This is a genomic window from Streptomyces qinglanensis, from assembly GCF_900111245.1.
Classification (GTDB): domain Bacteria; phylum Actinomycetota; class Actinomycetes; order Streptomycetales; family Streptomycetaceae; genus Streptomyces; species Streptomyces qinglanensis.
The window spans coordinates 276175-298262 of sequence record NZ_FOGO01000006.1 but is presented as its reverse complement, the minus strand read 5'-3'; the positions used below and the strand labels follow the sequence as shown (position 1 = coordinate 298262).

16 protein-coding genes are annotated in these 22088 nt (G+C 73.7%); 14 read left to right on the top strand and 2 right to left on the bottom strand.

All coding sequences use genetic code 11. The features are described 5' to 3' along the window. The first annotated feature begins 96 nt into the window (after positions 1-96). The 9 genes from BMX65_RS15575 to BMX65_RS15535 all read left to right on the top strand — a co-directional run bounded on the left by BMX65_RS15575 (position 97) and on the right by BMX65_RS15535 (position 11259). Positions 97-816, top strand: a complete 720-nt coding sequence (locus BMX65_RS15575) for a TetR/AcrR family transcriptional regulator (protein WP_079171908.1) — start codon at positions 97-99, stop codon at positions 814-816. Between the two features lie 356 nt (positions 817-1172). Continuing rightward, positions 1173-2132 carry a squalene synthase HpnC gene (hpnC, locus tag BMX65_RS15570; protein WP_075000862.1) on the top strand — a complete coding sequence of 320 codons (960 nt, stop codon included), beginning with the start codon at positions 1173-1175 and terminating at the stop codon, positions 2130-2132. Between the two features lie 80 nt (positions 2133-2212). Beyond that, positions 2213-3121 (top strand): presqualene diphosphate synthase HpnD, encoded by a 909-nt coding sequence (hpnD, locus tag BMX65_RS15565; protein ID WP_107437499.1) that lies wholly within the window; start codon positions 2213-2215, stop codon positions 3119-3121. Positions 3122-3221: 100 nt separating this feature from the next. Then, positions 3222-4673 carry a hydroxysqualene dehydroxylase HpnE gene (hpnE, locus tag BMX65_RS15560; RefSeq protein WP_075000861.1) on the top strand — a complete coding sequence of 484 codons (1452 nt, stop codon included), beginning with the start codon at positions 3222-3224 and terminating at the stop codon, positions 4671-4673. Between the two features lie 148 nt (positions 4674-4821). Further along, positions 4822-5841, top strand: coding sequence for a polyprenyl synthetase family protein (locus BMX65_RS15555; RefSeq protein ID WP_075000953.1), 1020 nt, complete (start codon positions 4822-4824; stop codon positions 5839-5841). A gap of 51 nt (positions 5842-5892) precedes the next feature. Further along, positions 5893-7893, top strand: a complete 2001-nt coding sequence (gene shc, locus BMX65_RS15550) for a squalene--hopene cyclase (protein ID WP_075000860.1) — start codon at positions 5893-5895, stop codon at positions 7891-7893. Beyond that, entirely contained in the window at positions 7893-8558 is a 666-nt protein-coding gene (locus tag BMX65_RS15545) for a phosphorylase family protein (RefSeq protein WP_075000859.1), read from the top strand. Before shc ends, BMX65_RS15545 begins: the two co-directional genes overlap by 1 nt. Positions 8559-8565: 7 nt before the next feature. Then, positions 8566-9588 (top strand): adenosyl-hopene transferase HpnH, encoded by a 1023-nt coding sequence (gene hpnH / locus BMX65_RS15540; protein WP_075000858.1) that lies wholly within the window; start codon positions 8566-8568, stop codon positions 9586-9588. Positions 9589-9876: 288 nt separating this feature from the next. Next, positions 9877-11259 carry an aspartate aminotransferase family protein gene (locus tag BMX65_RS15535; RefSeq protein WP_075000857.1) on the top strand — a complete coding sequence of 461 codons (1383 nt, stop codon included), beginning with the start codon at positions 9877-9879 and terminating at the stop codon, positions 11257-11259. Between the two features lie 79 nt (positions 11260-11338). Here BMX65_RS15535 and BMX65_RS15530 read toward each other — a convergent pair whose 3' ends face one another. Continuing rightward, positions 11339-12133 carry a tyrosine-protein phosphatase gene (locus BMX65_RS15530; protein WP_075000856.1) on the bottom strand — a complete coding sequence of 265 codons (795 nt, stop codon included), beginning with the start codon at positions 12131-12133 and terminating at the stop codon, positions 11339-11341. A 205-nt stretch (positions 12134-12338) separates the two neighbouring features. Between BMX65_RS15530 and BMX65_RS15525 the strand changes: the two genes are divergently transcribed. The 4 genes from BMX65_RS15525 to BMX65_RS15510 all read left to right on the top strand — a co-directional run bounded on the left by BMX65_RS15525 (position 12339) and on the right by BMX65_RS15510 (position 19723). Then, positions 12339-13004 (top strand): alpha-ketoglutarate-dependent dioxygenase AlkB, encoded by a 666-nt coding sequence (locus BMX65_RS15525; RefSeq protein WP_075000952.1) that lies wholly within the window; start codon positions 12339-12341, stop codon positions 13002-13004. A gap of 353 nt (positions 13005-13357) precedes the next feature. Then, positions 13358-15292 carry a sensor histidine kinase gene (locus BMX65_RS33550; protein ID WP_075000855.1) on the top strand — a complete coding sequence of 645 codons (1935 nt, stop codon included), beginning with the start codon at positions 13358-13360 and terminating at the stop codon, positions 15290-15292. Positions 15293-15501: 209 nt separating this feature from the next. Then, positions 15502-18723, top strand: a complete 3222-nt coding sequence (lacZ, locus tag BMX65_RS15515; RefSeq protein WP_075000854.1) for a beta-galactosidase, LacZ type — start codon at positions 15502-15504, stop codon at positions 18721-18723. Positions 18724-18781: 58 nt separating this feature from the next. Further along, entirely contained in the window at positions 18782-19723 is a 942-nt protein-coding gene (locus tag BMX65_RS15510) for an alpha/beta fold hydrolase (protein ID WP_075000853.1), read from the top strand. Positions 19724-19757: 34 nt separating this feature from the next. On the opposite strand, the gene BMX65_RS15505 is transcribed toward BMX65_RS15510, so the two are convergent. After that, positions 19758-21011, bottom strand: coding sequence for an MFS transporter (locus BMX65_RS15505; RefSeq protein ID WP_075000852.1), 1254 nt, complete (start codon positions 21009-21011; stop codon positions 19758-19760). A gap of 123 nt (positions 21012-21134) precedes the next feature. On the opposite strand from BMX65_RS15505, the gene BMX65_RS15500 reads away from it, so the two are divergent. After that, entirely contained in the window at positions 21135-22085 is a 951-nt protein-coding gene (locus BMX65_RS15500) for a LysR family transcriptional regulator (protein ID WP_075000851.1), read from the top strand. The last annotated feature ends 3 nt before the right edge of the window (positions 22086-22088 follow it).

Sequence of the window (22088 nt, the reverse complement as noted above, 5' to 3'; positions counted from 1 at the left end):
AGTGGAATGGGAGTTCGGCGCCGCACCGATGTTCACGGCGTCAACATAGAGGATGCCAGGAATGTTATTCCTGTCAACATCGGGCAGGATGGAAGCATGCGAGCGAACACCGAAGCGACGGGCGGAGGAGTGGGGGACGTCCCCGCGGCATCCGGCAGGGCGGCGGGCGGCCGCGACAAGGGCCGGTACCACCACGGGGACCTGCGCAACGCGCTGATCCAGGCCGCCATCGAACTGGCGGGCGAGGGGGGCCCGGACGCCGTGGTGCTGCGCGCGGCCGCCCGCAAGGTCGGCGTCTCGGCCACCGCCGCCTACCGGCACTTCGACAGCCACGGGGACCTGCTGGGCGCGGTCAAGGACTACGGCCAGCAGCGCCTGGTCGCCTGCATGGAGGCGGGCGGACGCGAGGTGCACGGCGAGGGGCCGGAAGGCACCCGGCGGCGCATGATGGCGCTGGGCCGCGGCTACATCCGCTTCGCCAGACAGGAGCCCGGCCTCTTCCGCACGGCCTTCTGCCGCAAGGCCCTGGGCGAGGTCGGCATCACCGAGGACGGCTCCGTCATCGAGGCCGGCGGTGCGTCGGGGTGGGACACCCGCTCGTTCGAGATGCTCACCGAGACCCTGGACGAGGCGGTCGCGGTCGGCCTGATCGCCCCCGACCGCCGGCCCGGCGCCGAGTTGAGCGCCTGGGCCATGGTCCACGGCACGGCCATGCTCTTCCTCGACGGCCCCCTGGACACCCTGACCGAGGAGGAGTCCGGCTACGTCGTCGACCGGGTGCTGCACGACGTCCTCGCCGGACTGGCCGCCTCCTGACGGGTGGCCGCGCCGCTGCCGCCCGGCGCGCGGCGCGGCACCGGATCAAGCCGCCGCAGCCGCCCGCCGCCCACGTCTGCCGCCCGCAGCCGCCACCCGCGTCCGGCCGCCCCGGCCGAGGTGCCCCGCGGTCGTGCCGAGCCCCCGGCCGTGCGCCGTCACCCCTCGCACGCACGGTCGATGTACGGCGTAAGCTGTTTCGGTGCTGATGCGCGGTAAGTCCGGCGAACGGAGCATCGGCTCACCTGTACCGACGGCCGCTTCCGCAGGCCAGCGCGTGCGGCGTGTCCGAAATAGGATCTTCTGGTGCAGCGGTGTAGAAACGGAGATGTGACGGCAATGGCCATGGGCAGCACGTGGTGACCCCGGAGGAGGACGCGCACGTGAGCGCGGTGCTCTCCAAGGCCGAAGCGGAGAACTTTCCGGTGGCGCCCCGCTTCCTGCCCCGCGCCTGGCGGAACGACCTGATGGCCGTCTACGGATACGCACGCCTCGTCGACGACATCGGCGACGGCGACCTGGGCGCCGCCGCGCCGGCACACGCCGCCTCGCTCGGCCTGGCACCCGAACGGGCCGACGACGCGCTCGCCATGCTCGACGCGTTCGAGGCCGACGTGCACCGGGTGTTCGACGGCATGCCCTGGGCCGGCACGACGCCGCATGCGCAGGCTCCCGGCCGCTCCCCCTCGGATGCACCGGGACCGGGCCACCCGCTGCTGCGCGCCCTGGTGCCCACGGTCCGGCGCCACGGCCTCACCCCCGAGCCGTTCCTCGCGCTGATCGAGGCCAACCGGCAGGACCAGAAGGTCCGCCGCTACAGCACCTACGGCGAGCTGCTCGGCTACTGCGAACTGTCCGCCAACCCGGTGGGCCGCCTCGTCCTCGCCCTCACCGGCACCACGACACCCGAACGGGTCCGTCACTCGGACGCGGTCTGCACCGGGCTCCAGCTCATCGAACACCTCCAGGACGTCGCCGAGGACCTGGCCCGCGACCGCATCTACCTCCCGGCCGAGGACATGGCCCGCTTCCGGGTCACCGAGGCCGACCTCGCGGCCCCGAGCGCGAACGCCTCCGTGCGCGCACTGATCGCCTACGAGACCGAGCGGGCCCTGGACCTGCTGGACGAGGGCACACCGCTGGTGCGCAGCGTGCGCGGCAGGCTCCGGCTGCTGCTCGCGGGCTTCACCGGCGGCGGGCGCGCGGCGGCCGCCGCGCTGCGCTCCGCGCGCTACGACGTACTGGCTGGGGCTCCCCGGGCCGGCACCGCCGGTGTCCTGCGCGAGTCCTGGGCGAGCCTGCGAGGAGAGGGGTGACCGGAACGGTGGGAACGAACGGCAGAACCACCGCAGCGGACCCGGCCGCGGCCGGCCCGGCGCAGCACCTCGACCCACAGGTGATCGCCGCCTACCGCTACTGCGAGGCCGTCACCGGGCAGCAGGCCCGCAACTTCGCCTACGGCATCCGGCTGCTGCCGGCCGCCAAACGGCACGCCATGTCCGCGCTGTACGCCTTCTCGCGGCGGGTCGACGACATCGGGGACGGCGAACTCCCCCCGGAGGCCAAGCGGCAGCGCCTGGAGGAGACCCGGGAGCTGCTCGCGCGGATCAGGGACCGCGGGATCCCCCGGGACGACACCGACCCGGTCGCGGTCGCGCTCAGCCATGCCGCCGGACGGTTCCCGATCCCGCTCGACGCGCTCGACGAGCTGATCGACGGCGTGCTCATGGACGTCCGCGGCGCCTCCTACGAGACGTGGGACGACCTGAAGGCGTACTGCCGCTGCGTGGCCGGCGCCATCGGGCGGCTCTCGCTCGGGGTCTTCGGAACCGTCCCCGGCGCACATGAATCCGCCCGCGCCTCCGAGTACGCCGACACCCTGGGGCTCGCCCTCCAACTGACCAATATTCTCCGCGACGTACGGGAAGACGCCGAGGGCGGACGCACGTACCTGCCGGCGGAGGATCTCGAGAAATTTGGCTGTACCGCGGGATTTACCACCGACACGGTGCCGCCCGGTGCCGACTTCACCGGGCTGGTCCACTTCGAGGTACGCCGCGCACGCGCGCTGTTCGCCGAGGGCTACCGGCTGCTGCCGATGCTCGACCGGCGCTCGGGCGCCTGCGTCGCGGCCATGGCCGGTATCTACCACCGCCTGCTGGACCGCATCGCGGCGGACCCCGCCGCCGTGCTGCGCGGGCGCGTCTCGCTGCCGGGGCACGAGAAGGCGTATGTGGCGGTGCGCGGACTGTCCGGCTTCGACGCCCGGCTGGTCTCCCGCCGGGCGTCCCGGTGGACCGCCTGATGCCGCTGCGCACGGGGCGCCGGACAACCCGCGGCCCCGGCGGGGCGTCCCAGCGGATGCGGGCCGTGCCCGGCGCGCCCAGCCCGGGGGAGGAGCGTCCATGACCGCGGACGAGATGCGGTCCGGCGCCGCGCGGCGTGCGGTGGTCCTCGGCGGCGGCCTCGCCGGGACGACGGCGGCGCTGCGGCTCGCCGAAGCCGGGGTGGAGACCACCCTGGTGGAGACCCGGCCCCGGCTGGGCGGACTCGCCTTCTCCTTCCGGCGCGACTCCGCCGCCGGACCGCTGACGGTCGACAACGGCCAGCACGTCTACCTGCGCTGCTGCACCGCCTACCGCTGGTTCCTGGACCGGGTCGGTGCCCGCGGGCTGGCTCCGCTGCAGAACCGGCTGGACGTGCCGGTCCTCGACGTCGGCGGGACCCGGCCGCGGCTCGCACGGCTGCGCCGCACTGCGCTGCCCGTCCCGCTGCACCTGGCCGCGAGCCTGGCCGGGTACCGGCACCTCTCGGCCGCCGAGCGCGGCGCGGTCGCCCGCGCGGCGCTCGCCCTCAAGGGGCTCGACCCGGACGACCCCGCACTGGACGCCGTCGACTTCGGCACCTGGCTGCACCGGCACGGCCAGTCCTCGCGCGCCGTCGAAGCGCTCTGGGACCTGGTGGGGACCGCCACCCTCAACGCGCGCGCACCGCAGGCGTCGCTGGGGCTCGCGGCGAAGGTCTTCCGGACCGGCCTGCTCTCCGAACCCGGCGCCGCGGACATCGGCTGGGCGCACGTGCCGCTCGGCGACATCCACGACGACCTGGCCCGCGCGGCCCTGGACGCGGCGGGCGTGCGCACCCTGCTGCGCACCCGCGCGCAGGCCGTCGACCCCGCGCCCACCGAGGACGGCGGCTGGCGGGTCACCGTCGACCGGGGCGGCAGCGGAGCCGCCGAGCTGACCGCGGGCACGGTGGTGTTCGCCGTGCCCCAGCGCGAGGCGTACCGGCTGCTGCCCGCCGGAGCGCTCGCCGACCCCGGCCGGCTGCTGGACATCGGCACCGCACCGATCCTCAACGTCCATGTGGTCTACGACCGCACGGTGCTGCGCAGGCCCTTCTTCGCGGCGCTCGGCACCCCGGTCCAGTGGGTCTTCGACCGCACCGCCGCCTCCGGGCTCACCGGCGGCGGCCAGTACCTCGCGCTCTCCCAGTCGGTCGCGCACGAGGAGATCGGCCTGCCGGTCGCCGCGCTCCGCGAGCGGTACCTCCCGGAACTGGAGCGGCTGCTTCCCGCAGCCGCGGGAGCCGGGGTGCGGGACTTCTTCGTCACCCGGGAGCGCACCGCCACCTTCGACCCCGCGCCCGGAGTGGGGCGGCTGCGCCCGTCCGCGCGCACCCTGGCTCCGGGCATCCAGCTCGCCGGCGCGTGGACCGCCACGGGCTGGCCCGCGACCATGGAGAGCGCGGTACGCAGTGGAGCGAACGCCGCGCACGAGGCCCTCGCCTCACTGGGCCGTCCGCACGGGGCGGAACCGGTCCCCGGCACCGAAGGAAGGGCCCATGAGCACCACTGACACAGCAGGTCCGGCCGGTCCGGCCGGCCGGATCCGTACAGCCGGCACGACAGCACCGCACAGAGGAGACCCTGTGACCCCGCCGAACCGACAACTCGTGAACGAGCGCGTGCAGGGAGAAGAGGCCGGGCCCGGGGACGTGAGCGCGATGCTGGAGCGGGGGCGGACACTCGCCACCCCCGAGCTGCGCGCGGCAGTCGAGCGGCTCGCCCCGCCGATGGACACCGTCGCCGCCTACCACTTCGGCTGGATCGACGCCGAGGGCCGCCCCTCCGACTCCGGGGGAGGCAAGGCGGTACGCCCGGCCCTCGCCCTGCTGTCCGCCGAGGTCACCGGAGGCGCGCCGGAGACCGGCCTGCCCGGCGCGGTCGCCGTCGAACTGGTGCACAACTTCTCCTTGCTGCACGACGACCTGATGGACGGCGACGAACAGCGCCGCCACCGCGACACGGTCTGGAAGGTGCACGGCCCCGCGCAGGCCATCCTGGTCGGCGACGCACTGTTCGCGCTGGCCGGGGAGATACTGCTGGAGCTGGGCACCCCGGAGGCCGGGCGCGCCACGCGGCGCCTGACGATGGCGACCCGGAAGCTCATCGACGGGCAGGCACAGGACATCTCCTACGAGCACCGGGACCGGGTCACGGTGGAGGAGTGCCTGGAGATGGAGGGCAACAAGACCGGCGCGCTGCTGGCCTGCGCCGCCTCCATCGGCGCGGTCCTCGGCGGCGCCGACGACCGGACGGCGGACGCGATGGAGGCGTACGGCCACCACCTCGGCCTCGCCTTCCAGGCCGTCGACGACCTGCTCGGCATCTGGGGCGACCCGCGGGCCACCGGCAAGCAGACCTGGAGCGACCTGCGGCAGCGCAAGAAGTCGCTGCCGGTGGCCGCCGCGCTCGGCTCCGAGGGGCCCGCCGCTGCGCGGCTCGCGAAGCTGATGACCGAGGACGCGAAGAAGAGCCAGGCGGAGTTCGAGGACTTCCACGAGGCGGAGTTCGCCGAGCGCGCCGCGCTGATCGAGGAGGCCGGCGGGCGCGAGTGGACCGCCCAGGAGGCCCAGCGCCAGCACGCCACGGCACTGGCGGCGCTCGACTCGGTGGAGATGCCCGGCGGGGTGCGCGACCAGTTCGCCGCGCTCGCCGACTTCGTCGTCGTACGGCGGGGGTGAGCCGCCCGCCCCCGCAGCTCCGAGCACTCGGACACTTCGGAAGGAGAAGGGATGACAGCCACGACGGACGGACCCGCTGGACCCGGCGTCTCCGGAACGAAGCAGCACAAGCGCGACTCCCCTGTCCTGGACCCCGCACGGAGCGGCGGCGCCACCGCGGCGGCGGAGCGCGCCGCGGCCCGCGCCGTGGAGCATCTGCTCGCCCGTCAGGACGAGGCCGGGTGGTGGAAGGGGGACCTGGAGACCAACGTCACCATGGACGCCGAGGACCTGCTGCTGCGCGAGTTCCTCGGCGTCGGCGACGAGAGGACCTACACGGCCGCGGCCCGGTTCATCCGCTCCCGGCAGCACGAGGACGGGGCCTGGTCCACCTTCCACGGCGGACCGGGCGACCTGTCCACCACCGTCGAGGGGTATGTCGCGCTCAAGCTGGCCGGCGACCACCCCGAGGCCCCTCACATGGTCCGCGCGGCGGAGTGGGTACGCGCACACGGCGGGGTGGCCAAGACCAGGGTCTTCACCCGGATCTGGCTGGCACTGTTCGGCTGGTGGCGCTGGGAGGACCTGCCGGAGCTGCCACCGGAGATCATCTACCTCCCCAAGTGGGTCCCGCTCAACATCTACGACTTCGGCTGCTGGGCCCGGCAGACCATCGTGCCCCTCACCGTCGTCTCCGCCTTCCGCCCCGTCCACCCGGCCCCCTTCGGCCTGGACGAGCTGCACCGGGACCCGGCGCGCCCGCTGCCGCACACCCCGATGGCGCCGCTGAGCAGTTGGGACGGCGCCTTCCAGCGCATCGACCGGGCCCTGCACGCCTACCGCAGGGTGGCGCCCCGCCGACTGCGCCGGGCGGCGCTCAAGGACGCCTCCCGCTGGATCATCGAGCGCCAGGAGAACGACGGCTGCTGGGGCGGTATCCAGCCGCCCGCCGTCTACTCGCTGATCGCGCTGCGGCTGCTCGGCTACGACCTCGACCACCCGGTGATGCGCGCCGGGCTGGAGTCGCTGGACCGCTTCACCGTCTGGCCCGACGAGCGGACCCGGATGGTCGAGGCGTGCCAGTCCCCGGTCTGGGACACCTGCCTGGCCGCCATCGCGCTGGCGGACGCCGGACTGCCCCGCGACCATCCCGCGCTGGTCAAGGCCGCCGACTGGATGCTGGGCGAGCAGGTCGTCCGCCCCGGCGACTGGTCGGTGCGCCGTCCCCAGCTGACACCCGGCGGCTGGGCTTTCGAATTCCACAACGACAACTATCCCGACACCGACGACACCGCGGAGGTCGCGCTCGCGCTGCGCCGCATCCGGCACCCCGACCCCGAGCGGGTCGAACGCGCCATCGGACGTGCCGTGCGCTGGAACCTCGGCATGCAGTCCGGCAACGGCGCGTGGGGCGCCTTCGACGTCGACAACACCAGCGGGTTCCCCAACCGGCTGCCGTTCTGCGACTTCGGCGAGGTCATCGACCCGCCGTCGGCCGATGTGACCGCGCATGTGGTCGAGATGCTGGCGGCCGAGGGCAGACAGGACGACCCGCACACCCGCAGGGCCGTCGCCTGGCTGCTGGCGGAACAGGAGGCCGACGGCTCCTGGTTCGGCCGCTGGGGCGTCAACTACCTCTACGGCACCGGCTCCGTCGTCCCGGCCCTGGTCGCCGCCGGACTCCCCACCTCACACCCCGCCGTGCGGCGCGCCGTCGACTGGCTGGAGCGCGTGCAGAATCCCGACGGGGGCTGGGGCGAGGATCTGCGCTCCTACATCGACCAGGGGTGGAGCGGCACCGGCACCTCCACGGCCTCGCAGACCGGATGGGCACTGATGTCGCTGCTGGCCGCGGGCGAGCGGGAGAGCGAGGCCGTCGAACGCGGCATCGCCTGGCTGGCCAGCACCCAGCGCGAGGACGGCTACTGGGACGAGCCGCACTTCACCGGAACCGGATTCCCGTGGGACTTCTCGATCAACTACCACCTCTACCGGATGGTCTTCCCGCTCACGGCACTGGGCCGCTATCTGCACGGTGACGGCCTGGAGCGGGCCGTGCGGCGGGGAGCCTGATGGAGAGCCCGGCAGCCCCGGGCCCGCTGCTGCTGACGTGTGCGCTCGGCATCGAGCACCTCGCGCTGCGCCGGGGCCTGGAGCATCCGGGCGGCCAGGAGCCGGACGGGGAAACCGGCGCCGGGGACGTGCGGCTCGTGCGCAGCGGCATGGGCGCGCAGGCCGCGCGGCGCGCTCTGGCCGGGGCGCTCGCCCGGGAGACCGTGCCCGGCGCCACCGCGGTGCTGGCCACCGGATTCTGTGCCGGGCTGGCGCCCGGGATGCGGCCGGGCGACCTGGTGGTGGCGGCGCAGACCCGCGACACCCGGGGCCACACGCCGTGCACCGGGACCGAACTGCTGGCAGCCGCCGCGGCCCGGTACGGCACCGTCCATGTGGGCCCGCTGGTGGGCACCGACCATGTGGTGCGGGGCCGGGCCAGGGCCGTCTTGCACGAGACCGGAGCGATCGCCGCCGACATGGAGTCCGCCGCCGCTCTGGACACCGCGGCGGCGGGCACGGGCCGGCGCCCGGTTGCCGCCGTACGGGTGGTGGTGGACGCTCCCGGCCATGAACTGATCCGCATCGGGACACTGCGGGGTGGAATATCGGCATTCCGCGTGCTTCGCGGAGTCCTGCCCGCCTTTCTCGAATGGCACCGATCCCTGCTGCTCCCCTGGAGGTGAGCCAGAAATGGCCATGCCGCTCCGCCAGACGCTCCGTATCGGGACGTACCTCTTCCAGCAGAAGCTCCGCAGGCGGGAGAAATTCCCGCTCATCGTGGAGCTGGAACCGCTCTTCGCATGCAACCTCAAGTGCGAGGGGTGCGGAAAGATCCAGCACCCCGCCGGTGTGCTCAAGCAGCGGATGCCGGTGGCCCAGGCGGTGGGGGCGGTGCTGGAGTCCGGGGCGCCGATGGTCTCCATCGCGGGCGGCGAGCCGCTGATGCACCCGCAGATCGGGGAGATCGTGCGGCAACTGGTGGCCCGGCGCAAGTATGTCTTCCTCTGCACCAACGCCATGCTGCTGCGCAAGAAGATGGACGAGTTCACGCCCTCGCCCTATTTCGCGTTCGCCGTGCACATCGACGGGCTGCGGGAGCGGCACGACGAATCAGTCGCCAAGGAGGGCGTGTTCGACGAGGCGGTGGCCGCCATGAAGGAGGCCAAGCGCCGCGGATTCCGGGTCACCACCAATTCCACGTTCTTCAACACCGACACTCCGCAGACCGTCGTCGAGGTGCTGAACTACCTCAACGACGAGCTGCAGGTGGACGAGATGATGGTCTCGCCCGCCTACGCCTACGAGAAGGCGCCCGACCAGGAGCACTTCCTGGGCGTCGAGCAGACCAGAGAGCTGTTCAAGAAGGCGTTCGCGCAGGGCAACAGGGACCGGTGGCGGCTCAACCACAGCCCCCTCTTCCTGGACTTCCTGGAGGGCAAGGCCGACTTCGACTGCACGGCCTGGGCCATCCCCAACTACTCCCTCTTCGGCTGGCAGCGGCCCTGCTATCTGATGAGCGACGGCTATGTGCCGACCTACCGGGAACTGGTCGAGGAGACCGACTGGGACAAGTACGGACGCGGCAAGGACCCCCGGTGCGCGAACTGCATGGCGCACTGCGGATACGAGCCGACCGCCGTGCTGGCCACCATGGGCTCCCTCAAGGAGTCGCTGCGTGCCGCCCGCGAGGCGGCGGGCAGCAAGGCGGGCTAGGCCGTGTCCGCACAGCCCCGGCTGCCCGTCCCGTCGGGTGGACGAGGTCGCTGGGGAGACGCGCCGGGATCTGCCGGGCGCCCCCGCGCCCGGACCACCGGGCCGCCTCGCCAGGGGGCCGGCCACGGAACCGATTCGCCATAACAGGGGGCCGACCATGTCGCTGCCGGAGTCCGCCGACGTGCCGCACGGGGAGCAGACCCGGCGCGGGGGCGCGGGGCGGGAACGGGAGAGCCACCGGCGGGCCGCGCACGCGGGCGCGGCCCGCCCGGGTGAGGGGAGTACGGCGTGACCGGCTTCGACCTGACGAAGCTGCTGGCCGAACGGAGCGGCGAGCGCTACGAGCTGCACGCGCGCCATCTCAATCACCAGCTTCCGCGCATGCTGCACACCATCGGCTTCGACAAGGTCTACGACCGTGCCGAGGGCGCCTACTTCTACGACGCCGAGGACAACGCGTACCTCGACATGCTGGCCGGCTTCGGCGTCATGGGCGTGGGCAGGCACCATCCGGTCGTACGGCGGGCACTGCACGACGTGCTGGACGCGCAGCTCGCCGACCTCACCCGCTTCGACTGCCAGCCGCTGCCGGGCCTGCTGGCCGAGCAGCTCCTGGCCCGCGCTCCGGGCCTCGACCGGGTCTTCTTCGGCAACAGCGGCACCGAGGCGGTGGAGACGGCACTGAAGTTCGCCCGCTGTGCCACCGGCAGGCCCAGGGTGCTCTACTGCGACCACGCCTTCCACGGCCTGACCACCGGTTCGCTGTCCGTCAACGGTGAGGACGGCTTCCGGGACGGATTCGCGCCGCTGCTGCCCGACACCCCCGTCCCGCTGGGCGACACGGCGGCGCTGGAGCGCGAGCTGCGGAAGAAGGACGTGGCGGCGCTGGTCGTCGAGCCCGTCCAGGGCAAGGGTGTGCACGCGGCGCCGCCGGGCTATCTGCGTGCCGCGCGGGAGCTGCTGCACCGCCACGGGGCGCTGCTCATCGCGGACGAGGTGCAGACCGGGCTGGGCCGCACCGGCGACTTCTTCGCCTACCAGCACGAGCCGGACGTCGACCCCGACCTGGTGTGCGTGGCCAAATCGCTCTCGGGCGGCTACGTCCCGGTCGGCGCGACCCTCGGCAAGGAGTGGATCTTCAAGAAGGTCTACTCGTCCATGGACCGGGTGCTGGTGCACTCCGCCAGCTTCGGCTCCAACGCCCAGGCCATGGCGGCCGGGCTGGCCACCCTCGCGGTCATGGACGACGAGCGCCTCACCGAGAACGCCCGCCGCACCGGTGAGCTGCTCCGCTCCCGGCTCGCGGCACTGGTGGACAGGTACGAGCTGCTGCACGAGGTGCGCGGCCGGGGACTGATGATCGGGATCGAGTTCGGCAGGCCCAGGTCGCTGAAGCTGCGGAGCCGCTGGACGATGCTCCAGGCGGCGCGCAAGGGGCTGTTCGCCCAGATGGTCGTCGTTCCGCTGCTGCAGAAGCACCGGATCCTCACCCAGGTCTCCGGGGACCACCTGGAAGTCATCAAACTGATCCCGCCGCTGGTGGTCGGCGAGGCCGAGGTGGACCGGTTCGTGGCGGCCTTCACCCAGGTCATGGACGACGCGCACAGCGGCGGCGGGCTCATGTGGGACTTCGGGCGCACACTGGTCAGGCAGGCGGTGGCCAACCGCTGAGCGGGTCACCGCCGCTGAGCAGGGCCGGCCGCATCCGCTCGGCGGGGCTGCGGCGGTTCCCGGGGCGCGGACCCGGGCCTCAGGACTCCAGCAGGCGGGAGCGGAGCCGGGTGCGGGTCTCCTCGGAGAGCCGCAGGCCCTCGGCCAGGTAGGCGTCCACGCCGCCCCAGGTCTCGTCGATGGCGGCGAACGCCGCGTGGAGGTAGCCGGCCCGGGCCTCGAAGAGCGGCGCGAGCAGTTCCATGACCTCCGGCGACATCCCCGCCCGGGACTTGCCGCTGCGGTGGATCCTGTAGCGCCGGTGCGGGTGGTTGGACTGGAGGTAGTCCTCCTCCACGGCGTCCCGCTCGACGCCGAGCGCCAGCAGGGTGACGGCGATCGAGAGACCCGCCCGGTCCTTGCCCGCCGCGCAGTGCAGCAGTGCGGGCAGGCTGTCCTCGGCGAGCGCGTGCAGGATCCGGCTGTGCTCGGCGGTGCGCTCGTGGATCATGGTGCGGTAGGAGTCGGTCATCCGCTGGGCGGCGAGGCCGTCGCCGAGGATCGCCTGGAGCTGGTCGAGTTCGCCGTCCCGCACCAGCCGCCAGAACTCGGCTCCGTCGGCCGGGTCGGAGAGCGGCAGATTGATGTTGCGCACGCCGGGCAGTTCGATGTCGGGGCCGTCCAGTGCCCGGTCGGCGGAGTTGCGGAAGTCGAAGACGGTGTGCAGCGCGAGTGCGCCCAGCGCGGTGGCGTCCTCGGGGGTCGCGTGCGCCAGGTGGCCGCTGCGGAAGAGCACGCCGGAGCGCACCCGGCGCCCGTCCGCCGTCGGCAGGCCGCCGACGTCCCGGAAGTTCCGCACCCCGGTCAGCACCGTCCCGGTGGAATCCACACTCACGCGCGCTCCTCGCCTCCGAGTCCTGTCGTCCGACCATACGGCATGGGTGCCTGAGGCGATCAGTCCCTGCGCAGTGATCCGTGCGACGCCCGCTCCCGCCCGCCGTGGCATCGGCGGCACGCCCTCGGGCCGGGCCGCAGCTTCCGCCCGCCCGCCCACTCGCATCGCCCGGGGGACCGGACGGTGGCGCCGTAGGGTGGTCCGGGTGAGTGCGGAGCTGTTCCCGCGGCCGGCGGAGGAGATCGCCGCGGGCGCCGTCCTGCTGCCCGGGTGGCTGGGGGAGGGCGCCCAGCGGGAGCTGCTGGCCGGGTGCCGGAGCTGGGCGCTGCCGCCCGCGGGGCTGCGGACCGTGCGGATGCCCGGCGGTGGTGAGATGTCGGTGCGCCAGGTGAGCCTGGGGCGGCACTGGTACCCGTACGGATACGCGCCGACGGTGGTGGACGGCGGCGGGGAGCCCGTCAAGACCTTCCCCGGCCGGCTGGGGGAGTGGGCCCGGGCCGCGGTGGACGCGGCTGCCGAGGCGACCGGGGAACCGCGGTACGGCCCGGGGCCGTGCACCGTCCGGTACGACGTGGCGCTGGTGAACTTCTACGGCGCCGGTGCGCGGATGGGCATGCACCGGGACAGCGACGAGCCCTCCGACGCGCCCGTCGTCTCCTTCAGCCTGGGGGACTCCTGCGTCTTCCGCTTCGGGAACACCGAGGGGCGCGGGCGGCCCTGGCGGGATGTGCCGCTCCGCAGCGGGGACGCCTTCGTCTTCGGCGGCCCGGCGCGCCGTGCCTACCACGGCGTGCCCCGCACCGAGCCCGGGTCCGCGCCGCCCGGGCTGGGGCTGCGGGGGCGGGTGAACGTCACGGTCAGGGCGTACTGACCGGCTGCCGTGGACGACCTGTCAAGGGAAAGTCAGGTGGGTTCACTCGTTGGGAGGTGGCGAACCCTGGCGAATCCCTTGTACGGGCCAGGGGGAGCCAACCCCCGGGGCTAGCGTGACCACGGCGCCGACACCTTTCTCCCGACTGTCCCGCGCTGTCTGTTCCACTTCTCACCTGCCTCAACTCTGCCGAGGAACCCATGGCCGAATCCCTGAGCTACGCGACCCTGAATGGAAGGGGAGTATCCGCTTCCGCTTCGCCCGCGGTCCCACCGGCCGCGCCGCGCGGCAAAAACGTCCCCGCACGGCGGCGGCACGGCAGGCCGCGAGCGCAGACCCGGGCTCGGGAGAACGTGGGGGACGCCGCCGTACGGCGCCGCCTGGTGCGGCTCGCAGTGCTGCCCTCGGGGGCGGTCGCGGCCGTCGGAACCCTCGTCGTCGGCTGTGTGCTGGGAGCCCGTGCGGGGGCGGAACCGCTCGGCGCCGGGCTGTGGACCCTGCTGGTGCTCGGCGCGCTGCTCGTCGCCGCCGCCCTGGGCGGGGCCTGGCTGCTGGCCGAGGCCGAGGCGCGCGGCAGCGCCGCACGCTGTGCGGCGCTGCGGCGGAGCCTGGTGCGCGGCCAGGCCGAACTCCGGTCGATGCTCTGGGCGCTGCGGCACGGCGAGCGCCCCGTGACCCGCACCCGGGCCCCGGAGGCCGAACCCGTCGGCGACGCGCTGGACCTGCTCGGCCACCAGGCGGCGCTCGCCCAGTGCGCCGCGGAGTCCGCCCTCGTGGAGGCGGTCGTGCTGACGGCGGAGGCGCGTGACGGGGGCGAGGAGCGGGCCGAGGTCTTCGTCGGCCTCGCCCGCCGGCTCCAGTCCCTGGTGCACCGGGAGATCGAGCTCATCGACCGGCTGGAGAACGAGATCGAGGATCCCGATCTGCTCAAGGGCGTCTTCCGGGTCGACCACGTCGCCACCCGCACCCGGCGGCACGCGGAGAACCTGGCGGTGCTCGGCGGCGCGGCCGCGCACCGCCGGTGGACCCGCCCCGTCTCCCTCTCCGAGGCGCTCCGCTCCGCCGTCGCCGAGGTCGAGCACTACACGCGGGTGCAGTTGGTGCCCCCGATCGAGGGCACGGTGCACGGGCAGGCCGTCGCGGACGTCGTCCATCTGCTGGCCGAACTCATCGAGAACGCCACGGTCTTCTCCCCGCCGGAGGCGCAGGTGCTGGTGCGCACGCAGCGCGTCGCCGCCGGGCTCGCGGTCGAGGTCGAGGACCGGGGGCCGGGCATGGACCCCGTCGCACAGCAACGCCTCAACACGGTGCTCGCCGAACCCGGTCGGACCGACGCCACCGAACTGGTGCGGGACGGCCGCATCGGCCTCTACGTCGTCGCCGCCCTGGCCCGGCGGCACGGCATCGTCGTCCAACTGCGGAACAACATCTACGGCGGGGTGCAGGCAGTCGCCGTCCTGCCGCAGCGTCTGCTGGGCCGCACCGGCGAAACCGCCCCCGGTGCCCGGCCGGAGAACGCATCCGGCCGGGCCGCAGCGGCCGCCGGGCCCGGCAGGCGGCGTGCGCCGGGTACAACCGCCGCTCCGGGGGCAACTCCCGCTCCGGGGGCCGCACCCCGGCCGGATGAGGCCGTGCGCCGGTCGGCGCCCGGACCGGTGAGCGGCGCAGGTGCCGGCCCTGGGACCGGGCCGGTCCCCGCCGCCGGGCCCGGCGCCCCGGCCCCGGGAGCGGGCTCCGGCGCGGACACCCGCCGTCCGCGGCCCGCCGCGGATCCGGCGACGGGCCCGGCCCCCGCGGCCGCGCCACCGGCCGACGCCGCCGCCCGCGTGCCCGAGGGGCGGCCCGCCGCGGGCCCGGGAGGGGCCGGGTCCGCCGCGCCGGCCGCCGTGCGCGACACCGCCGATCCGCGGCCGCGGGCCCGAGCGCGCGGAAAGGAGCGCGGGCCCGCGACGCCGCTGCCCTTCGCGTCATCCGTACCGGCCGGGGAACCCGGGGGTGCCGAGGCCGCACCGGGGCGCCCCCCGCTGCCCCGGCGCGCCGGGCAGGAGCACACCGCCGCGGAGCACGACCCCGCGGTCCGGCCCCGGGACGAGGCCGGTCCGGCCGACCGGGAGAGCGAACCGGGCGAGGCGGCCGCCCCCCGGCAGGGCGACCCGGCGGATCCCGGCCGACTGCCGGTCCCGGACCCGGACCCGGGTGCGGGACCCGCGGGGCAGGCCGGTGGGTCGCGGAGGCCCGCCGCTCGGCACGGGCGCCACCGGGGAGCCGGGTACGGCCAGGACACGTGAGGCTCCCGCCCGTTGCCTGCCGCCCGTTGCCTGCCGCCTGCCGCCTGCCGCCTGCCGCCTGCCGCACGCCGTGCGGCGCGGTGCTCCGGACACCGGACCGCGGTGCCGAGTCCCCACTGCGGCCCGCGCGCGTGCCGGGAACACTCTCGATGAAAGAAGTTGTGCGAAAGCGTTGATAGTGATGTGGCTCTGTGGTGTCTTGTGGAGTCATGAATCCGAAGCCATGGGCACGACGGAGCTTTCTGGCAACGACCGGTGGCACTCTGGCGGGCTGGGCCGCCTTCCGCGACCAGAAGGCGGCCTTCGCCGCCGCGCAGCGGAGCCCGGCCGGACCGAACGGACGGGAAGACGGGCGGGAAGGCGGGCGGGAAGGCGAACGGGAGTGGGACGCCGACCCCACCGTCTTCCAGGTCAACCGCGAACCGGCGCGCGCAGCCCTCATCCCCTGCCGCGACCGCGCCTCCGCACTCGAGGACAGGCCCGGGGACTCCCCGTACCACCGTTCGCTGAACGGCGACTGGCGCTTCCACTGGTGCGAGAACCCGGAGAAGCGCCCGGAGGGGTTCCACCGCACCGATTTCGACGACGGGGACTGGGACCGGCTGCCCGTCCCGTCCAACTGGGAGATGCACGGCTACCGGGAGCCCGTCTACCTGAACATCAAGTACCCCTGGACGGGCTACGAGCAGCCGGAACCCCCCGACGTCCCGCGGAAGTTCAACCCGGTCGGCTCCTACCGGCGGACCTTCCGTGTGCCCCGCAGTTGGCGCGGCAGGCGCACCCTCCTCTCCTTCCAGGGGGTGAAGTCGGCCTTCTTCGTCTGGGTGAACGGCGAGCGGGTCGGCTACAGCGAGGACAGCTACACCCCGGCCGAGTTCGACATCGGCGAGCAGCTCCAGGACGGCGAGAACACCCTGGCCGTGCAGGTCTACCGCTGGTCGGACGGCAGCTGGCTGGAGGACCAGGACATGATCGACCTGTCCGGGATCTTCCGCGACGTGTACCTGTACTCGGTGCCCCGAGTCCACCTGCACGACGCCGAGGTCCGCACCGCACTCGACGAGGCGCGCACCAGTGCCGAGCTCACCGTCCGCGCCCGGATACGCGACACCACCGGCGGCACGGCCGGGAAGTACACCGTCTCCGGCGTCCTCTACGACGCGGACGGGCACCGGGTGCGGACCGGTCCCCTCACCGGCAGCGCACAGCCCCCGGCGGGCGGCATCGCCGACCTGGAGCTGACCGGCACGGTGCGGGCGCCGCGGCTGTGGTCGGCGGAGAGCCCCAGCCTCTACACGCTGGTGCTGACCGTGCGGGATCCGGGCGGCGACCGCAGCGAGGTGCAACGGGTGCGCTTCGGATTCCGCGAGGTGACGTTCGGTCCCGGCAGACTGCATCTCAACGGCCGGCCGCTGCTCTTCGCGGGCACCAACCGGCACGAGACGGATCCCGTGCACGGCCAGGCCGTGCCGGAGAAGACCATGCTGCGCGACATCGAACTGATGAAGCAGCACAACATCAACGCCGTCCGCACCTCGCACTACCCCGACTCGCCCCGCTGGCTGGAGCTGTGCGACGAGTACGGCCTGTACGTCATCGGCGAGACCAACCTGGAGACCCACGGGGTCCGCGACACCGTCCCCGGCTCCCTCCCGGAGTGGACCGAGGCGTGCCTGGACCGGGCCCGCAGCATGGTCGAACGGGACAAGAACCACCCGTGCGTGGTGCTGTGGTCACTCGGCAACGAGGCGGGCAGCGGCGAGAACTTCCGCACCATGGCCGACTGGTTCCACCGGCGCGACCCCACCCGGCCCGTGCACTACGAGGGCATGAGTTCCGTCGCCGACGTGGAGAGCCGGATGTACGCCAAACCCGACGAGGTCGAGAAGTACGGCAGGTCGGGCAACACCAAGCCGTTCATGCTGTGCGAGTACGCGCACTCCATGGGCAACAGCACCGGCAACCTCCAGGAGTACTGGGACCTCTTCGAGAAGTACCCCAACCTGCACGGCGGTTTCATCTGGGACTGGGTGGACCAGACCATCCGGAAGCCGGTGCCCGGTGATCCCTCCCGCAGCTACCAGTCCTACGGCGGCGACTGGGTCCCCGGCTGTCCGAGCGACGGCAACTTCTGCTGCAACGGCGTCGTCCGCTCCGACCGCCGGGTCAACCCCGCGATGGCCGAGGTCAAACGGGTCTACCAGCGGGTCGCCTTCTCCGGCGGGAAGGCCGCGCGGGGCGAGGTCGGGATCGCCAACAAGTACGCGTTCACCGGCCTGGACGGCTACGAACTGCGCTGGGAGGTCACCCGGGACGGGGAGCGCACCGGGCACGGCACCGTGCGGCCGCCCCGGACCGAACCCGGCGGGACCAGCACCCTGCGGCTGCCCCTCGAACGCCCCTCCCGCCCGGTACCGGGCGCCGAGTACTGGCTGAACCTCTCCCTCGTGCTGCGGCGGCGCAGCCCCTGGGCCGAGGCCGGGCACGAGGTCGCGGGCGCGCAGTTCCCGCTCACGGAGTGGCAGGCGGCCGCCGCCCAGCCGCAGGAGAGCGGACTGCCGCCCGTCGAGTACGAGGAGACCGGCGAGCAGGTCACCGTCACCGGCCGGGACTTCTCCCTCACCCTCGACAAGGACCGCGGCACCCTGACCGGCTTCCGGCACCGGGGCGTGGTGCTGCTCACGGAAGGCCCGGTGCCCAACTTCTGGCGCGCGCCCACCGACAACGACCGCGGCCGCGGATTCCAGAACACCGCCCGGACGTGGAAGGAGGCGGGCGCCCACCGCACCACCGACAGCGTGCGGGTCACCCGGGAGAACCGCGCGCAGCTCTCCGTCGAGGTCCGCAGCACTCTGCCGACCTCGCCCGCGAGCAGCGCCTTCACCACCGTCCTCACGGTGCGCGGCGACGGGGAGGTGCGGGTGGCGCACACTCTGGAACCCGGCTCCGGGCTGCCCGACCTGCCGCTGGTCGGCGCGCTGTTCACCCTCCCCGGGGAGCTCTCCACGTTCGGCTGGTACGGCCGCGGGCCGCACGAGAACTACCGGGACCGCGCGACCGCCGCCCACGTGGGCCGCTACCGGGCCGAGGTGGCGGACCGGTTCACGCCCTACGTACGCCCGCAGGAGTGCGGCAACGTCACCGGCGTGCGCTGGGGGGAGCTGACCGGCAGGCACGGCGCCGGGCTGCGGGTCACCACCGAGGACGGCGACCAGCTGGAACTCAGCGCCCTCCGGTACACCCCGGCCGACCTGGACGGGCCCGGCCACCCCTATGAACTCGGCCCCGGGGAGGAGACCGTGCTGGGCGTCAACCACCGGCAGACGGGAGTCGGCGGCAACGACTCGTGGGGGGCTCCGCCGCTGGAGAAGTACCTTCTTCACGCGGATCGCACCTACCGCTACGGTTACCGCCTGCGCGCGGTGCGGTGACCCGCGCGCCGGTGCGCGACGAGGGCCCGGCGGACGGCCGGGTGGAAAGGGGCCGAGCGTGGCGGAACGGCGGGACGAGGTCACAGCCGCGGCGGACGGGACGCCGGTGGCGAGCTACACCTGGTGGCCGGAGGGCGAGGTGCGCGCGCTGGTCCAGATCGCGCACGGCGCCGCCGAACACGCGCTGCGCTACGAACGGTTCGCGCGCCGGCTGACCGCGGGCGGCTACGCGGTGGTGGCCTCGGACCACCGGGGCCACGGCCGCACGGCCGCCGGCACCGGCGGCTACGGAGCGGCGGGCGCCGAGGGCTGGCGGTCCACGGTCGCCGACCTCAAGGAGGTCGGCGACCGGGCCCGGGCCCGGCTGCCCTGCGATGCCCCGCTGTTCCTGCTCGGCCACAGCATGGGTTCGCAGCTCGCCCGTGACTGTGCCCAGGAATTCGGCGGCGGCCTCTCCGGGCTGGTGCTGTCCGGCACGTTCCGCTCGCTGCCCGGCTGCGATCCCGAAGCCGCCGTGCAGCGGCTGGAGCGGCAGGTCGCCGAGGAGGGCAGGGACGCGCCGTCGGACTTCACCACTCTGCTCTTCGGTTCGTTCAACGACCCCTTCACGCACCGCACAGGCTTCGAGTGGCTCTCCCGCGACCCGGCCGAGGTCGAGGTCTACGTCCGGGACGAGCGCTGCGGCTTCCCGTTCGGCGCGGGGCTGTCCCTGGACTGGGTGCGCGGCTCCCGCAAGGTCAACGATCCGGAGCAGTTCGCCCGGATCCCGCGCGAGCTGCCGGTCCACGTCGCCGTCGGCGACCAGGACCCCTGCCATCAGGGGCTGACGCTCGTCCACGAGCTCCTGGAGGACTTCCGCTACCGGGGTACCCGGGATCTGAGCTGGCGCGCCTACCCGGGCGCACGGCACGAGATCCTCAACGAGACCAACCGGGACGAGGTCGAGGCCGATCTGATGGCGTGGTTCGAGCGTCACCTGGACGCGTCCGCCCGCCGATAGCAGCGCTCCGGCGCGCCGCGGCCCCAAGCACCCGTCATACCCGACGGAGCTCCCCGGCCGCCCCGGCCTCCCCGGACGGGGATTCGGGCCCGGACATCCGCCGGGGGAGGAGCAGGGGGGTTCCGAGCAGGAGCACGCCCGACACGGTGATCGCGGTCAGCGGTCCGGTCAGCGTCCCCAGGGCGCCCCCGGCCAGAATGAAGGCGGCTTGGGCGAGTTTGCTGCTGATGCTCCACGCGCTGACGACCTGCGCGACGCGGCCGGTGGGAGCGCGCTGCAGCCGCTCCGTCGTGTTGAGGGGATTGAAGACCCCCGCACAGACGATCAGCAGCGCCTCGACGGTGAGCACCGTGACCAGGCCGGGCACGCCGGGGCGGGTCAGTGCGAGCCCGACCGGGAAGAGCGCACGCAGCCACCCGGAGACGAGCAGCACACGGTGCCGTCCGTAACGGGCGGCGAGGGGCGCGGAGAGGCGGGCCCCGACGAAGCCGCCGAGCGCCGGGACGCCGAAGGCCAGACCGTACTGCCAGGCGGGGAAGTGGTAGCGGCCCAGCAGCAGAACGGCCAGCAGCGGACCGGTGGCCATGATCAGCCCGTTGACCGCCATGGAGTTGAGGAACAGCCGCCGCAGGACGCGGTCGTGCAGGATGACGCGCCAGCCGCTCGCGAGGTCGGCGGCACGCAGCCGGCCGGGCGCCGTGCGCGGTGCGGCGGTGTCGGCACCGCGGATCCGCAGCAGGCCGAGCGCGGAGAGCAGATGGCTGAGGGCGTCCGCGGTGACGGTGACGACCGGGCCGAACAGTGCGACGAGCATGCCGCCCAGCGGCGGCCCGGCCGCGGTGGCCAGCCAGTTCGTGCCCTCGAACCTCCCGTTCGCGGTGAGCAGCCGGTCCGCGTCGACGAGGTGCTTGAGGTAGGCGCCGGACGCGGCGGTGAAGGCGATGCCCGCCGTCCCGCAGACGACCGAGACGACCAGCAGGTGGCCGTAGGACAGCACGCCGGTCAGGTACGCGAGCGGAACACTCGCCAGGGCGGTGAAGCGCAGGAGATCCGTGGCGATCATGACCGGGCGCTTGGTCCGGTACTCGGTCCACGGCCCCAGCGGGACCGCGACGCACGCGGCCAGGGCGAGACCGGCGGCGTCGAGCAGCGAGACCGCGAACGCCGACACCCGCAGCACCTGGACCGCGATCAGGTGGAAGGCCCCGAAAGCGACCCAGGTGCCGTAGGTGCTGACGGCGTAGGCCCTCCACAGCCGTCCGAGATCGCTTCCCTGTCTCCTGTGCACATGGCCCCCCGTGACAACCGCTGGTGTGGATGCCGCGCAGCACACCAGCGCCGCACAGGCGGGAGCAAACAACCGCTCCGCGGCGCGCCACAACCTCCGGTTGTGTGCCTCTAGAGTGCAGCGGTGGACACCGAGGCATTGCGATCATTCGTCCGGGCGGCCGAGCTCGGACAGTTCCAGCACACGGCGGACGAGCTGGGCGTCACCCAGCAGGCGGTCTCCAAACGGATCGCAGCGCTGGAGCGCGAGCTGGGGGTACGGCTGTTCTCGCGTACTCCCCGGGGGGTCGAGCTCTCGCTGGACGGGCAGGCGCTCCTCCCGCACGCGCGGGGCATCGTCGCGGGCGCCGAGCGGGCCGTCACCGCGGTCAGGCCGGGCTCCCGCGCCCTGCGGATCGACGTGCTCGGTCTGCGCAGCGCGCAGGCCGTCGTGCTGCACGACTACTGGCGCGCGCATCCCGGGACCGAGCTCGACGTGGTGACGCTCAGGACCGCCGATCCCCGTACTGCGGTCGCCGCCGTGGCGGCCGGGGAGGTCGACGCCTCGTTCCGCACCGTCACCGATCCTGCCGCGCTGCCGCCCGGGGTGCGGATGATCCCCGCGTTCCACTCTCCGCTGGAACTCCTCGTCGGGCCGGCGCACCCGCTCGCCTCGGCACGGCGGCTGTCGCCGCAGCAGTTGCGCGGGCACCGGATATGGGTGCCCGGCATCGCACCCCGCAGCGAGTGGGGGGAGTTCTACGATCAGCTCGCGGCCGAATTCGACCTGCGCATCGACGCGGCAGGCCCGCACTTCGGGGACGAGGTGCTCCTGGACGTCCTCGCGGACTCCGCGGAGGTGGCCACGCTGGTCGGGGCACGGGACCGGTACCTCTGGCCGGCGGGCCACGACCTGCGCCGCATCCCCGTGGCGGATCCGGTCCTCGCCTATCCGATCTCGCTGCTGCTGCCGGCGACGGAGCCGCACCCGGGTCTGCGCGGCGTCCTCACCCACCTGGAGAGCCTGCCGGGGCTCTCCGAGGCGGTCTGGCTCCCCTCCTGGGCGTCGCGGCAGCCGCCGCGGCCCGGGGCCTGACCG

Coding starts and splice junctions, on each gene's coding strand:
- BMX65_RS15545 (WP_075000859.1), top strand. CDS start 7,893: ATGGAGAGCCCGGCAGCCCCGGGCCCGCTGCTGCTGACGTGTGCGCTC.
- BMX65_RS15555 (WP_075000953.1), top strand. CDS start 4,822: ATGCTGGAGCGGGGGCGGACACTCGCCACCCCCGAGCTGCGCGCGGCA.
- BMX65_RS15575 (WP_079171908.1), top strand. CDS start 97: ATGCGAGCGAACACCGAAGCGACGGGCGGAGGAGTGGGGGACGTCCCC.
- lacZ (WP_075000854.1), top strand. CDS start 15,502: ATGAATCCGAAGCCATGGGCACGACGGAGCTTTCTGGCAACGACCGGT.
- hpnH (WP_075000858.1), top strand. CDS start 8,566: ATGGCCATGCCGCTCCGCCAGACGCTCCGTATCGGGACGTACCTCTTC.
- hpnE (WP_075000861.1), top strand. CDS start 3,222: ATGACCGCGGACGAGATGCGGTCCGGCGCCGCGCGGCGTGCGGTGGTC.
- shc (WP_075000860.1), top strand. CDS start 5,893: ATGACAGCCACGACGGACGGACCCGCTGGACCCGGCGTCTCCGGAACG.